Raw genomic sequence first — 13,968 nt, forward strand, 5'->3', positions numbered from 1 at the left:
TGCGGAAAGATCGTCTGGCCGAGGTGTGTCTCCGTCGTCCGGCGGACTCACGTACGACCTTACGTACGACGCGCCGAGGTCCTAGGATTCCGTGGTATCACGCGCGCTGGAGGCCGCTGCATGTCTGGAGCTCGTAAGCCGGTCGGGCCGACCGAGAGGGGGGCCGCGAAACAGACCGTCACCATCCACTTCGCCGGCTTCAACCGGGCCTGGGCGGCCTGGATCGGAGACCGGCTGGAGCGGCGCGGGCAGCGGGTGGTGTACCTGCGCTGGGAGTCACCGGCCGACGTTCCGCTGGTGGACCTGCTGCGCGACCTGAAACTCGCCGAGGGCCGCATCCTCATCGTGGTCAGTGACTGGTACTTCCAGCTCGGCCCGCGCTCCCACGAGGAGTGGAACGAGGCGCTGCGCGAGGTGGTCGGCCCCGACCCGTCCCGGTTCGCCGCCGTCTCCGTCACCACGGCGCCCATCCCGTCGGCCGCCGCGGTGCTCGGCCCGGTGGCGCTGACCAACATGGGCGCCGAGGAGGCCGAGCGGCGCCTGCTCGACCGGCTCGACCTGCCGTCCGAGCCGCTGCCGGAGCCGGCCGCCCTGAGCCGCCGCGGCCCGCGCTTCCCCGCCTCGATGCCGGACGTGTGGGGCTCCGTACCGCGCCGCAACACCCGCTTCACCGGCCGCGAGCCGCTCTTCAACGACGCGTACAACCTGCTCCAGAACGCCGAACCCGGCGCCGGTGTCGTCACGTTCTACGGCATGTCCGGCGTCGGCAAGACCCAGCTGGCGGCCGAGTACGCGCACCGGTTCGGCTCCGAGTACGACGTGGTGTGGTGGGTCAACGCGGAGGGCCGCGTCACCTACCGCCGGCAACTGGCGGAACTGGCCCCGAAGCTCGGCCTCCAGACCGGCCAGGAGTACGGCGAGCGGCTGCGCGCGGTGCGCGACTCGCTGCGCCGCGGTGATCCGTACTCGCGCTGGCTGCTGATCCTGGACGGCGCGGACGAGCCGGACCAGATCTGGGACATGGTGCCCAGCGGGCCGGGCCACGTCATCATCACCTCCCGCAACCCGGAGTGGAGCGAGCACAACAGCCAGCTGCTGGAGGTCAAGGTCTACGCCCGGGACGAGTCGGTCGCCTTCATCCGGCGCCGCGCGCCCCGGCTGACCGAGCCGGAGGCGCACAAGCTGGCCGAGGCGCTGGAGGACCTGCCGCTGCTGCTCGACCAGACGGCCGGCTGGCTCAACGACTCGGACATGTCGGTGGAGCGCTACATCGGCATGCTGGAGGACGGCGTGGACAGCCACGTCGTGCGGGTCTCCGCCGACTTCCCGCTCGCCTTCCAGACCGCCTGGTCGATACTGCTGAACAAGCTCCGCGACACCGTCCCGGAGTCGGTCGACCTGCTGCGGCTGTGCACGTTCTTCGCCCCCGGCTTCATCCCGGTCCGGATGCTGCGCGAGACCCCGGCCGACGAACTGCCGGAACAGCTCGTGCGGCTCTTCAACGACCCGCTGCTGTGGAACCGGGCCATCAACCAGCTGCGTACGTACTCCGTGGTCCGCCTGGAGTCGCACGAGATGTCCGGCGACGAGACGGCGTCCTCGGGCGAGTCGCTGTACCTGCACCGCATGGTGCACCAGATCGTGAACAACGACATGCCGGAGGCCGACCGCAAGGAGTTCGTCGACGTCGTCCGCCGGGCCCTGGCCGCCGCCGACCCGCGCCGCCCCACCGACCCCGACCTGTGGCCCGGCTACGCCGAGATCGCCCCGCACCTCAAGCACGCCGACGTCCTCAAGAGCCGCGACCCGCAGGTGCAGCGCCTGGTCTTCAACTGCCTGCGCTACATGTACTTCTCCGGCGAGTACCGCTCCGGCGTCAAGCTCGCCGAGCGCGCCATGACGGCGTGGCGGACGCTGCTGGGGGAGGCGCATCCGCGGATCTGGGAACTCACGTACCACTACACCAACCTGCTGCGCGGCAGCGGCGACTACGCGCGCAGCGAGTCGCTCAGCCGGTCCGCCGTCGACCACCTGCGCGAGGAGCGCGGCGAGCAGGACCTGGAGCATCTGCGCGCCGCCTCCGGCCTCGCCGCCGACCTGCGCGGCCTCGGCCGCTACGACGAGGCGCTGGAGATGTCCCAGTGGGTGCTGGCCGCCTACCGCGAACTGCTCGGCGAACAGGACTCGCGCACCCTCAACGCGCAGAACAACCTGGCGGTGTCGCTGCGGCTGCTCGGCTGGTACCGGGAGGCCCTGGACGTCGACAAGGAAACCATGGAGGCGCGCCGCCAGTTCCTGCGCGCGCGGCATCCGTTCACGCTCAACTCGGAGATCCAGTACGCCAACGACCTGCGGCTGCTGGGCCGGTACGCCGAGGCGGAGTCGGTACAGCGGGCCAACGTCGAGCAGTGCCGCATCGCGCTGGGCCGGGACAACCAGCAGACCCTGCGGGCCGAGTACAACCTCGCCATGTCCCGCTACCGCATGGGGGAGCGCGACCGCAGGCGAGACCGGGGCGACGGCCCCCAGGAGCCCGGGGAACTGCTCGCCAGCGTTCTGGAGCGCGGCGAGCGGGTGCTCGGCGAGACCCACCCGCTGACGCTGCTCTTCGCCACCGGCCAGAGCTGCTGGGCCCGTGAGCACGGCGACATCGACCAGGCCCGTGAACTGAGCGAGGCCGTCGTCGCCCGCTACGAGGTGATGCACGCAGAGGGGCACCCGTTCATCGCCGGCGCCCGCGCCAACCAGGCGCTGATCCTGCGCAACGTGGGCGAACGGGACCACAGCCACGCCCTGATCGAACAGGCGCTGGCGGAGATGACCGACGCGGTGGGGGAGCGCCACCCCTGGACCCTGGGCTGCGCGCTGAACGCCTCCGCGCTGCGCAACCTCATGGGCGACGTCGAGGGCGCGGCCGAACTGAGCCGGCAGACGGTGGGGCGGGCCACCGAGTGGCTCGGCCGCACCCACCCGCTCACGCTGTCGACCCGGGTCGCCCACGCGGCCGACCTGCGGGGACTGCGGGACGGGCGGCGGGCCGAGAAGGTCGAGCAGGAAGCCCTGTCCGACCTCGACGCCACCCTGGGCAGCAAGCACTCCCACACCGTCTCGGCGCGCTCCCGCAACCGGCCGTACTGGGACTTCGAACCGCAGCACACGTGACGGTCCCACCGGGTCTCTCAACACTCCCGCAACACACGTGAGTTGGACCGAGGTGGACGCGGCGGCCGTCCCGTCCGCCGTGGACGGGCTCGACCTCGTCCACGGCGACGAGGAGACCCGGGACGGCGCCGGAGCGCGGGTGGTCCGGGTCGCCCGGGACGTCTGCACCGACGGGCTGGACCTGGCCCGCCGGTGCGCCGCCCAGGCGGTACGGCGGTTCGGGGAGCTGGAGGCGGCGGCGCGGCCGGACGAGATTGAGATGCAGCTCGCCATCAAGATCGACGCCGGGGTCGCCACCCTGGTCAGGAGGGGCGCCGAGGCCCGGCTCGAGATCACCTGACCGCCGCGCACACGCCGCAGGGCCCGGCCCCGGAAACCCGGGGCCGGGCCCTGCCATCTCGGACCTCAGGCCGAGGTCAATGCCTCAGAGGTCAACGCCTCACGCGTCGAACACCTCATGCACCAGCTGCTCCTGCTCGGCCTGGTGCCGCTTCGCGGAACCCACCGCCGGGGACGAGGAGTGCGGGCGGGAGATCCGGCGCAGCCGCTCGCCGGCCGGGATGTCCGCGCCGACCGCCAGGTCCAGGTGGTCGATCAGGTTGAGCGCGATGAACGGCCAGGCACCCTGGTTGGCCGGCTCCTCCTGGGCCCACAGGTACTTCTCGGCGTTCGGGTACTTGGCGATCTCCGCCTGGAGCTCGGCACCCGCCAGCGGGTACAGCCGCTCGATGCGGATGATGGCCGTGTCCGTGGTGCCGCGCTTCTTCCGCTCGGCCTCCAGGTCGTAGTAGACCTTGCCGGTCGTGAAGACGACCTTCTTCACCGCAGCCGCGTCCACCGAGTCGTCGCCGATGACCGGGCGGAACTGGCCGGTGGTGAACTCCTCCGCCTTCGCCGCCGCCGCCTTGAGGCGCAGCATCGACTTCGGGGTGAAGACCACCAGCGGCTTGTGGTGCGGGTTGTGCACCTGCCACCGCAGCAGGTGGAAGTAGTTCGACGGCGAGGTCGGCATGGCGACCGTCATGTTGTTCTGGGCGCAGAGCTGGAGGAACCGCTCGACACGGGCCGAGGAGTGGTCCGGGCCCTGGCCCTCGTAGCCGTGCGGCAGCAGCAGGACCACACCGGAGGTCTGGTTCCACTTCTGCTCGGCGGCCGAGATGTACTCGTCGACGATGGTCTGCGCGCCGTTGACGAAGTCGCCGAACTGCGCCTCCCACATCACCAGCGCGTCCGGGCGGGCCAGCGAGTAGCCGTACTCGAAGCCCATCGCGGCGTACTCGGAGAGCAGCGAGTTGTAGACGTTCAGGCGCGCCTGGTCCTCGGAGAGGTACTGCAGCGGGGTGTACTCGTCGCCCTTGGCGCGGTCGATGATGACCGCGTGCCGCTGGCCGAAGGTGCCGCGCTGCGAGTCCTGGCCGGCCAGGCGGACCGGGACGCCCTCCAGGAGGAGGGAGCCGATGGCGAGGGTCTCGCCCATGCCCCAGTCGATGGTGCCGTCCTCGACCATCGACGCCCGGCGCTGCAGCTGCGGCAGCAGCCGCGGGTGCACGGTGACGTGGTCGGGGATGTTGACCTGGGACTCGGCGATCCGCTTGACGACCTCCGAGGTGACCGCGGTGTTCACGGTGACCGGGAACTCGGCCTGCGGGTCGGAGGGCGCCACCGAGGCGGGCTGCGAGGTGGCCTCGCGGACCTCGGTGAAGACCTTCTCCAGCTGGCCCTGGTAGTCCTGGAGCGCCTGCTCGGCCTCTTCCAGGGTGATGTCGCCCCGGCCGATCAGCGACTCGGTGTACAGCTTGCGCACCGAGCGCTTCTTGTCGATCAGGTCGTACATCAGCGGCTGGGTGAAGGCCGGGTTGTCCGACTCGTTGTGCCCGCGGCGGCGGTAGCAGATGAGGTCGATCACCACGTCCTTGTTGAACGCCTGGCGGAACTCGAAGGCGAGCCGCGCGACGCGGACCACGGCCTCCGGGTCGTCGCCGTTCACGTGGAAGATCGGGGCCTCGATCATCCGCGCCACGTCGGTGGCGTACATGGACGAGCGGGAGGACTCCGGGGCGGCCGTGAAGCCGACCTGGTTGTTGATGACGATGTGGACCGTGCCGCCGGTGCGGTAGCCGCGCAGCTGCGACATGTTCAGGGTCTCGGCCACCACGCCCTGGCCCGCGAAGGCCGCGTCGCCGTGGATCGCCACCGGCAGCACGGTGAAGTCCGTGCCGCCCTTGTTGATGACGTCCTGCTTGGCGCGGGCGACGCCCTCCAGGACCGGGTCGACGGTCTCCAGGTGCGACGGGTTGGCGCAGAGGCTGACCTTGATCTGCTCGCCGTCCAGGCCGGTGAAGGTGCCCTCGGCGCCCAGGTGGTACTTCACGTCACCGGAGCCGTGCATCGACTTCGGGTCGAGGTTGCCCTCGAACTCGCGGAAGATCTGCGCGTACGACTTGCCGATGATGTTGGCCAGCACGTTCAGCCGGCCGCGGTGGGCCATGCCGACGACGACCTCGTCGAGACGGGACTCCGCCGCCGAGTCCAGGACCGCGTCCAGGAGCGGGATGACGGACTCGCCGCCCTCCAGGCTGAACCGCTTCTGGCCGACGTACTTGGTCTGGAGGAAGGTCTCGAACGCCTCCGCCGCGTTCAGGCGGCGCAGGATGCGCAGCTGCTCCTCGCGCTCGGGCTTGGCGTGGCCGCGCTCCACCCGGTCCTGGATCCACTTGCGCTGCTTGGGGTCCTGGATGTGCATGAACTCGATGCCGGTGGTGCGGCAGTACGAGTCGCGCAGCACGCCGAGGATGTCGCGCAGCTTCATCATCGACTTGCCGGCGAAGCCGCCGACGGCGAACTCGCGCTCCAGGTCCCACAGGGTGAGCCCGTGCTCGGTGATGTCCAGGTCGGGGTGCTTGCGCTGCTGGTACTCCAGCGGGTCGGTGTCGGCCATCACGTGGCCGCGCACCCGGTAGGAGTGGATCAGCTCGAAGACCCGGGCGGCCTTGGTGACGTCGTCGTCGTGGCTGGCGTCGATGTCCTTGAGCCAGCGGACCGGCTCGTAGGGGATGCGCAGCGCCTCGAAGATCTCGTCGTAGAAGTCGTTCTCGCCGAGCAGCAGGTTGGCGACCTGGCGGAGGAACTCGCCGGACGCGGCGCCCTGGATGGTGCGGTGGTCGTAGGTCGACGTGAGCGTCATGACCTTGGAGATGCCGAGCTTGTTCAGGGTGTCCTGGCTGGTGCCCTGGAACTCCGCCGGGTAGTCCATCGCGCCGACGCCCATGATGACCGACTGGCCGGGCATCAGGCGGGGCACCGAGTGGACGGTGCCGAGGCCGCCGGGGTTGGTCAGGGAGACCGTGACCCCGGTGAAGTCGGCCATCGTCAGCTTGTTGTCGCGGGCGCGCCGGACGATGTCCTCGTAGGCCTGCCAGAACTCGAAGAAGTTCAGCGTCTCGGCCTTCTTGATCGCCGCGACGACGAGCTGGCGGTCGCCGTTGGGCTTGACCAGGTCGATGGCGAGACCGAGGTTGACGTGCTCCGGCTTGACCATGGTCGGCTTGCCGTCCTTGGTCTGGAACGACCAGTTCATGGACGGCATGGCCTTGATGGCCTGCACCATCGCGTACCCGATCAGGTGCGTGAAGGAGATCTTCCCGCCGCGGGCCCGCTTGAGGTGGTTGTTGATCACGATGCGGTTGTCGAACAGCAGCTTCACCGGGACGGCGCGCACGGACGTGGCCGTGGGCATCTCCAGCGAGGCGTCCATGTTCTTGGCGACCGCGGCGGACGGACCGCGCAGGGTGACCAGCTCGGGACCCTCGGCGCTCGCCGCGGCGGGCACCGCCTTCGCCGGTGCCGCCTTGGCCGGTGCCGCCTTGGCGGGCGCCGCCTTGGCGGCGGCGGGCTGGGCGGCCGGCGCGGCCTGCGCCGGGGCGGGCCGCGCGGCGGCCGGCTGCGCGGCGGGTGCCGGGGCCGGCTGCGCCGGGGCGGCGGCCGGAGCCGGCGCCGGGGCGGGTGCCTGGGCGGCCTGTGGAGCCGGCGCGGTGGTCTCCGCGGCCCCCGCGGCCGCGGTACCCGACGCGGCCTGGGCGGCGGCCGCCCCCGGCTTGTAGTCGGCGAAGAAGTCCCACCAGGCTCGGTCGACCGAATTCGGGTCCTGGAGGTACTGCTGATAGATCTCGTCTACGAGCCACTCATTGGCACCGAACGCTGCGGCGGGGTTCTTCCCCGCTTGGTCGGTGTCGGTCGAGATGCTCGAGTTACTGGGGGACTGTGGCGACACGGCGGCAACCGCCCTCTTCCGCTTCACAAGGTGATGGACAGCGGGAATAAAGGCTACGCCTCCAAGAGCGAGAAGGTCAGGCCGGGCCGGGCCATCGTCGTGTAAGTCACATCGCGGCAGGTGTTTCGGCGCTGGAAATGGCGGGAAACAAGCGTGGTTCTGCGTCAGAAGGGAAGGCGCGAGCGGGCCCGGGCGCCCCGTGGGCGCGGGCCTCCGCCTGATCACACGTGTCCGTCAGGGCGAACGTCTGTGGATCATGTGGCTCCGATGAGCACCCTACGTCAACTCGGCGTCGAAGACAGGCCCGGAAGGGTGACAAGAATCCGGCAGCCGCGCTCGGATTCGGCCACTCCGATCCGGCCGCCGTGCAGGTCCACCGCCCAGCGCGCGATCGCCAGGCCCAGCCCGGTGCCGCCGTCGCTGCCGGGACCGTGCGGCCGGGTCACCGCGCCCCGGTTGAACCGCTCGAACACCCGGTGCCACTCCGACCGGGGGATACCGGGGCCCTCGTCGAGCACCTCCAGCTCCAGCGAGTCCGGCAGCTCGCCCGGCCGCGCCTTCACCGTCACCCGGCCGTGCGGCGGGCTGTGCTTGACCGCGTTGTCGATGAGGTTGGCGACCACCTGGTGGATGCGCTCCGGGTCGGCCAGCGCGGTCAGGCTCAGCGGCTCCACGTCCAGCCGCAGGTGGACGTCGCTGCGGGTGTGGTTGCCGGAGCCGGAGGCGATGCCCGCGCGGGCCGAGGCGACCATGTTGGCCTCCTTCAGCACCCCGGACAGATACGGCCACACCTCGAAGCGGCGGGTGCGCAGCGGCACCACGCCGTTGTCCAGCCGGGACAGGTCCAGCAGGGTCTCCACCAGCCGGCCGAGCCGCTCGGTCTGCCGCAGCGCGGTGCGCATGGTCTCCGGGTCGGCCTCGGTGACCCCGTCGACGATGTTCTCCAGCACGGCGCGCAGCCCCGCGATCGGGGTGCGCAGCTCGTGCGAGACGTTCGCCACCAGTTCCTTGCGCTGCCGGTCCTGGGCCTCCAGGTCGTCGGCCATGTGGTTGATCGTCTGGGCCAGGTCGCCCAGCTCGTCGCGGCGGTTCTCGCTGACCCGGCGGGTGTAGTCGCCGTGCGAGATGGACCGGGCCACCGCGTTCATCTCGTCCAGCGGCGCGGTCAGCGAGTGCGCCACGAACTGGGTGATCAGCAGCGTGGCGATCATCGAGAACACCGTGATGAAGCGCAGCTCCGTCTTGGTGTGCACGGCGATCACCGACAGTCCCGTGGTGATCAGCACCGAGGTGACGACCAGCGCGCCGAGCTTGGTCTTGATCGAGAACGGGCGGACGCCGCCCCACGGCTGCCCGGCGGACCGGGGACCGCTGCTGCGCCGCGCGGCCTGCCGCCCCGCACTCATGGCGTCGGGGTCTCCAGCGCGTAGCCCACCCCGTGCACGGTGCGGATCCGCTCGGCGCCGATCTTGCGGCGCAGCGCCTTGATGTGGCTGTCGACGGTCCGGGTGCCGGAGGCGTCCGCCCAGTCCCACACCTCGGCCAGCAACTGCTCCCGGGAGAGCACCGCGCGCGGCGTGTTCGCCAGGCACACCAGCAGGTCGAACTCGGTCGGCGTGAGGTGCACGTCCTCGCTGCGCACCCGCACCCGGCGCTGCGCGTGGTCGATCTCCAGTTCGCCCAGCCGCAGGATGCCGCTGCGGGGCGTGGAGGCGGCGACCACGGCCCGCTCCACCCGGCGCAGCAGCACGTGCACCCGCGCGGCCAGCTCGCGCATCGAGAACGGCTTGGTCATGTAGTCGTCGGCGCCGACGCCGAGCCCGACCAGCATGTCCGTCTCGTCGTCGCGCGCGGTGAGCATCAGCACCGGCACCGGCCGGGCGGCCTGCACCCGGCGGCAGACCTCCAGGCCGTCGAAGCCGGGCAGCATGATGTCGAGGATCAGCAGGTCGGGCTGCCAGGCCTCGGCGGTGTCGACGGCGGCCGGACCGTCGCCCGCCGTCTGCACCAGGAAACCCTCCGCGCGCAGGCGGGTCGCGATGGCGTCCACGATCGTCTGGTCGTCCTCCACCACCAGCACCCGGCGCTGCGCGCCCTGCGTAGCGGTCGCCGTGCCGTTGTGGGAGGTGTGTGTCTGCTCCATCGCCCGCCCCTGAGGTGTGCTCTACGGAATCCGTGGGGTGATCCCATGACTGCGCTCGACGCTTGAATGAACCGCGTCAGAGCAGCAGCGTACGGGGAGTCACCGGGCCTTTGCTATCCAGGTCCGACGCAGATGTGCACGACGTCCGGAACGCCCCGGGCAACGCGGATCTCTTCGGTACGCACCTGCTGGAAACCGGCATTACGCAAGGTTTCTTCGAAATGGGGGGAGGGCTGCGCGGACCACACGGCGAGTACGCCGCCGGGCCCCAACATCCTTGCGCAGCCCGCCAGTCCGGACGGTCCGTAGAGCCCCTCGTTGCCCTCGGTGACGGTCCAGTCGGGGCCGTTGTCGATGTCGAGGCACAGGGCGTCGTAGCCGCCGGGGCGTGTGTCGGATGTCTCATTGACGTACCCGACCAGGTCCGCTTCGACGATCTTCGTGCGGGGGTCGGCCAGCGCCTCGCGGGTCAGCGCGGACAGCGGGCCGTCCCGGTGCCAGTCGATGACGGCCGGTTCGCGTTCGACCACGGTGATCCGCCCCCAGCGGGGGTCGGCGGCGGCGTGCGCGAGCGAGAAGCCGACGCCCAGGCCGCCGATCAGCAGGCGCGGGTCCGCGCGGCCGGCGGGCAGCGCGGCCAGTGCCGCGTCGACCAACAGCCGCTCCGAGCGGCCGTCGGAGGTGTCCATCAGGAAGCAGCCGTTGGCGATGATCTGGAGCAGTTCGCCGTGCCTGCGCAGTACGACCTCGCCGTACGGCCCCTCGCGGCGGTCCAGGACCACCGGGGGTTCGGGAATTTCGTGGACCCGCATCCCGTCATCCTGGCATCCGCCGCCGCCGCGCGTTGATCGCTCACAGCGAACGCCGGGCTGGGAACATCCGGCGCCTGCTGGGCATTGAGTCGATGTACTTGAGTGCAAGCAACTCAACTTGACTGCCGAAGGGGAGATCATGGCTGCTGAGTCCACGCCGTTCACACCGCTCGCCCTGCCTGTGCTGCCGCTCGACGACGAGGTCGTGCTGCCCGGGATGGTGGTCCCGCTCGACCTGAACGACGCCGAGGTCCGCGCCGCGGTGGAGGCCGCCCAGGCCGCCGCCCGCGACGAGCCCGGCAAGCCGAAGGTCCTGCTGGTGCCCCGCGTCGACGGCACCTACGCGAGCACCGGCGTGCTCGGCACCGTGGAGCAGGTCGGCCGGCTGGCCGACGGCGACCCCGGCGCGCTGATCCGCGGCCGGCGCCGGGTGCGGATCGGCGCCGGGACCACCGGCCCCGGCGCCGCGCTGTGGGTCGAGGGGACCAGGATCGACGAGACCGTGCCGGAGCCGCTGCCGGGCCAGGTGACCGAACTGGTCAAGGAGTACAAGGCGCTGGCCACCGCCTGGCTGCGCAAGCGCGGCGCCTGGCAGGTGGTGGACCGGGTCCAGGCCATCGAGGACGTCTCGGCGCTGGCCGACAACTCCGGCTACTCGCCGTTCCTGACCACCGCCCAGAAGACCGAGCTCCTGGAGACCGCCGACCCGGTCGCCCGCCTCAAGCTGGCCACCGCCCAGCTGCGCGAGCACCTCGCCGAGCAGGACGTCGCCGAGACCATCGCCAAGGACGTCCAGGAGGGCGTCGACAAGCAGCAGCGCGAATTCCTGCTGCGCCGCCAGCTCGAAGCCGTCCGCAAGGAACTGCGCGACCTCAATGGCGACCAGGAGGGCGAGGAGTCCGACGACTACCGCGCCCGGGTCGAGGCCGCCGACCTGCCCGAGAAGGTCCGCGAGGCCGCCCTCAAGGAGGTCGACAAGCTGGAGCGCGCCAGCGACCAGTCGCCCGAGGGCTCCTGGATCCGCACCTGGCTCGACACGGTCCTGGAACTGCCGTGGAACGAGCGCACCGAGGACGCCTACGACATCCAGGGCGCCCAGCGGGTCCTGGACGCCGAGCACGCGGGCCTCCAGGACGTGAAGGAGCGGATCACCGAGTACCTGGCGGTCCGCAAGCGCCGCGCCGACCGGGGCCTCGGCGTCGTCGGCGGCCGGCGCGGCGGCGCGGTGCTCGCCCTGGTCGGCCCGCCCGGCGTCGGCAAGACCTCGCTCGGCGAGTCCGTCGCCCACGCCATGGGCCGCTCGTTCGTCCGGGTCGCCCTCGGCGGCGTCCGCGACGAGGCCGAGATCCGCGGCCACCGCCGTACCTACGTCGGCGCGCTGCCCGGCCGGATCGTGCGGGCCATCAAGGAGGCCGGGTCGATGAACCCGGTGGTGCTCCTGGACGAGATCGACAAGGTGGGCTCGGACTTCCGGGGCGACCCGGCCGCCGCCCTCCTCGAAGTCCTCGACCCGGCCCAGAACCACACCTTCCGCGACCACTACCTGGAGGTCGAACTCGACCTCTCCGACGTGGTGTTCCTGGCCACCGCCAACGTCCTGGAAGCCATCCCGGAGGCCCTGCTCGACCGCATGGAGCTGGTCCGCCTGGACGGCTACACCGAGGACGAGAAGGTCGTCATCGCCCGCGACCACCTGCTCCCGCGCCAGCTGGAGCGGGCCGGCCTGGACCAGCGGGAGGTCACGATCGACGAGGGCGCGCTGCGCAGGCTGGCCGGGGAGTACACCCGGGAGGCGGGCGTGCGCACCCTGGAGCGGTCCGTCGCCCGGCTGCTGCGCAAGGTGGCGGCCCAGCACGAACTGGGCACCCGGAAGCTGCCGGTCACGGTCGGCGCGGACGACCTGCGGGACCTGATCGGACGGCCGCACCACGTGCCCGAGTCCGCCCAGGACCCGGCCGAGCGCCGCACCTCGGTGCCGGGCGTGGCCACCGGCCTCGCGGTCACCGGAGCGGGCGGTGACGTCCTCTACGTGGAGGCGTCGCTGGCCGACCCGGAGACCGGCGCGGCGGGGCTGACCCTGACCGGGCAGCTCGGCGACGTGATGAAGGAGTCCGCGCAGATCGCCCTGAGCTTCCTGCGCTCGCACGGCGCCGAACTGGAACTGCCGGTGGCCGACCTGAAGGACCGGGGCGTGCACATCCACTTCCCGGCGGGCGCGGTCCCCAAGGACGGCCCGAGCGCGGGCGTCACCATGACCACCGCCCTCGCCTCCCTCCTGTCCGGCCGGCTGGTCCGCACCGACGTGGCGATGACCGGCGAGGTCTCGCTGACCGGCCGCGTCCTGCCGATCGGCGGCGTCAAGCAGAAGCTGCTGGCCGCGCACCGCGCCGGGGTCAGCACGGTGATCATCCCCAAGCGCAACGAGCCCGACCTGGACGACGTCCCGGCCGAGATCCTGGACAAGCTGGACGTGCACGCCGTCACGGACGTCCGCCAGGTGCTGGAACTGGCGCTGGCGCCGGCCACCAGCGAGGTGCCGGTCGCGGCGTGACGCGGCGGCCCGGGGCCCCCGGTGAGCACTCACCGGGGGCCCCGCGCGCGTCAGCCGTTGGCGAGCGCGACCACGCGGTCCAGCGCGCCGTTGAACTTGTTGTGGTCCCCGACCGTCGGTCCGGACGAGGTGTACTGCCACATCGTGTAGTACGACCAGCCGGCCGGCAGCGTCCCCACCGCCGAGGCGTACCGGGCCACCCACAGCGGACTGGCGGCGGCGAAGCCGCTGTAGCCGCCGGTGCACTCGGTCCACCAGCTGGTCGCCGTGTAGATGACGGCGTCCCGGCCGGTGCGCGCCTTGTAGGTGGTCAGGAAGTCGCTGATCCAGGTGACCATCTGGCTCTGCGTCTTGCCGTAGCAGGACGCCCCGTACGGATTCCACTCGATGTCCAGCGCGCCGGGCAGCGTCCGGCCGTCCCCGGACCAGCCGCCGCCGTGGTCGACGAAGTAGTTGGCCTGGGTGGCGCCGCTGGTGGTGTCCGGGGTGGCGAAGTGGTACGCGCCGCGGATCATGCCCACGTTGTAGGAGCCGTTGTACTGCTGGGCGAAGTACGGGTTGGTGTAGTACGTCCCCTCGGTGGCCTTGGCGTAGGCCCACTTGACGCCGCTGCTCCACAGCGTCGACCAGGCGACGTTCCCCTGGTGGCTGGAGACGTCGACGCCCTCGGTCTGGGTGGCGTCACCGGGGACGGGCGTGCCGTGCTCCCCGTCGTGGGCCGGGACCCCCATGCCCAGGTACGCGGAGCCGCGGACGGGGGTGTCGGCGGCGGCCGAGGGGAGGGTGAGAAGCAGTGAGAAGGCGGCGAGCAGGGCGCCGACGGCGGCGCGGCGCCGGCCGCGGGCCGGACCTGGTCTGTGCACGGGCATGACGGGCCTCCGAGGCTCGTGGTGCTCGGGAGTGGTGTGGACATGCCACTGCGGATGCGCGAGGCAGACGCTACGCACGTAGACCCGCCGCCGGAAGAGGGTCCGGCAGCCGCCGTTGGTCTAAGCCTGCGAAATACTTGCCGAACTGCGGCGATGGCGGC

General features: G+C 71.3%; 8 protein-coding genes. 3 read left to right on the plus strand and 5 right to left on the minus strand.

The genetic code is table 11. From position 1 onward, the window contains the following. The first annotated feature begins 120 nt into the window (after positions 1–120). Both fxsT and AB0G32_RS11220 read left to right on the plus strand, forming a co-directional pair. Complete coding sequence (gene fxsT / locus AB0G32_RS11215; protein ID WP_361161428.1) at positions 121–3,162, plus strand: FxSxx-COOH system tetratricopeptide repeat protein; 3,042 nt, start codon at positions 121–123, stop codon at positions 3,160–3,162. 37 nt (positions 3,163–3,199) lie between these two features. Further along, positions 3,200–3,502, plus strand: coding sequence for a CU044_2847 family protein (locus tag AB0G32_RS11220; RefSeq protein WP_361161430.1), 303 nt, complete (start codon positions 3,200–3,202; stop codon positions 3,500–3,502). Between the two features lie 99 nt (positions 3,503–3,601). Here AB0G32_RS11220 and AB0G32_RS11225 read toward each other — a convergent pair whose 3' ends face one another. From AB0G32_RS11225 to AB0G32_RS11240, 4 genes are all read right to left on the minus strand, one after another. Further along, positions 3,602–7,432: a multifunctional oxoglutarate decarboxylase/oxoglutarate dehydrogenase thiamine pyrophosphate-binding subunit/dihydrolipoyllysine-residue succinyltransferase subunit gene (locus AB0G32_RS11225; protein ID WP_361161432.1), complete on the minus strand. Its 3,831-nt coding sequence runs from the start codon at positions 7,430–7,432 to the stop codon at positions 3,602–3,604. Positions 7,433–7,713: 281 nt separating this feature from the next. Then, on the minus strand, positions 7,714–8,838 hold the full coding sequence (locus AB0G32_RS11230; RefSeq protein ID WP_361161434.1) for an ATP-binding protein: 1,125 nt from the start codon (positions 8,836–8,838) through the stop codon (positions 7,714–7,716). Next, complete coding sequence (locus tag AB0G32_RS11235) at positions 8,835–9,575, minus strand: response regulator transcription factor (protein WP_361161436.1); 741 nt, start codon at positions 9,573–9,575, stop codon at positions 8,835–8,837. Before AB0G32_RS11235 ends, AB0G32_RS11230 begins: the two co-directional genes overlap by 4 nt. A 113-nt stretch (positions 9,576–9,688) precedes the next feature. After that, positions 9,689–10,387 carry a spermidine synthase gene (locus AB0G32_RS11240; protein WP_361161438.1) on the minus strand — a complete coding sequence of 233 codons (699 nt, stop codon included), beginning with the start codon at positions 10,385–10,387 and terminating at the stop codon, positions 9,689–9,691. Between the two features lie 139 nt (positions 10,388–10,526). On the opposite strand from AB0G32_RS11240, the gene lon reads away from it, so the two are divergent. Further along, positions 10,527–12,938 carry an endopeptidase La gene (gene lon / locus AB0G32_RS11245; protein WP_361161440.1) on the plus strand — a complete coding sequence of 804 codons (2,412 nt, stop codon included), beginning with the start codon at positions 10,527–10,529 and terminating at the stop codon, positions 12,936–12,938. 50 nt (positions 12,939–12,988) lie between these two features. Here the strand turns inward: lon and AB0G32_RS11250 are convergent, their stop codons facing one another. Further along, positions 12,989–13,807 (minus strand): lysozyme, encoded by an 819-nt coding sequence (locus tag AB0G32_RS11250; RefSeq protein ID WP_361161442.1) that lies wholly within the window; start codon positions 13,805–13,807, stop codon positions 12,989–12,991. Positions 13,808–13,968: the final 161 nt, after the last annotated feature.

Origin of the sequence: Streptomyces sp. NPDC023723 (assembly GCF_040639815.1) — a bacterium.
GTDB lineage: Bacteria > Actinomycetota > Actinomycetes > Streptomycetales > Streptomycetaceae > Streptomyces.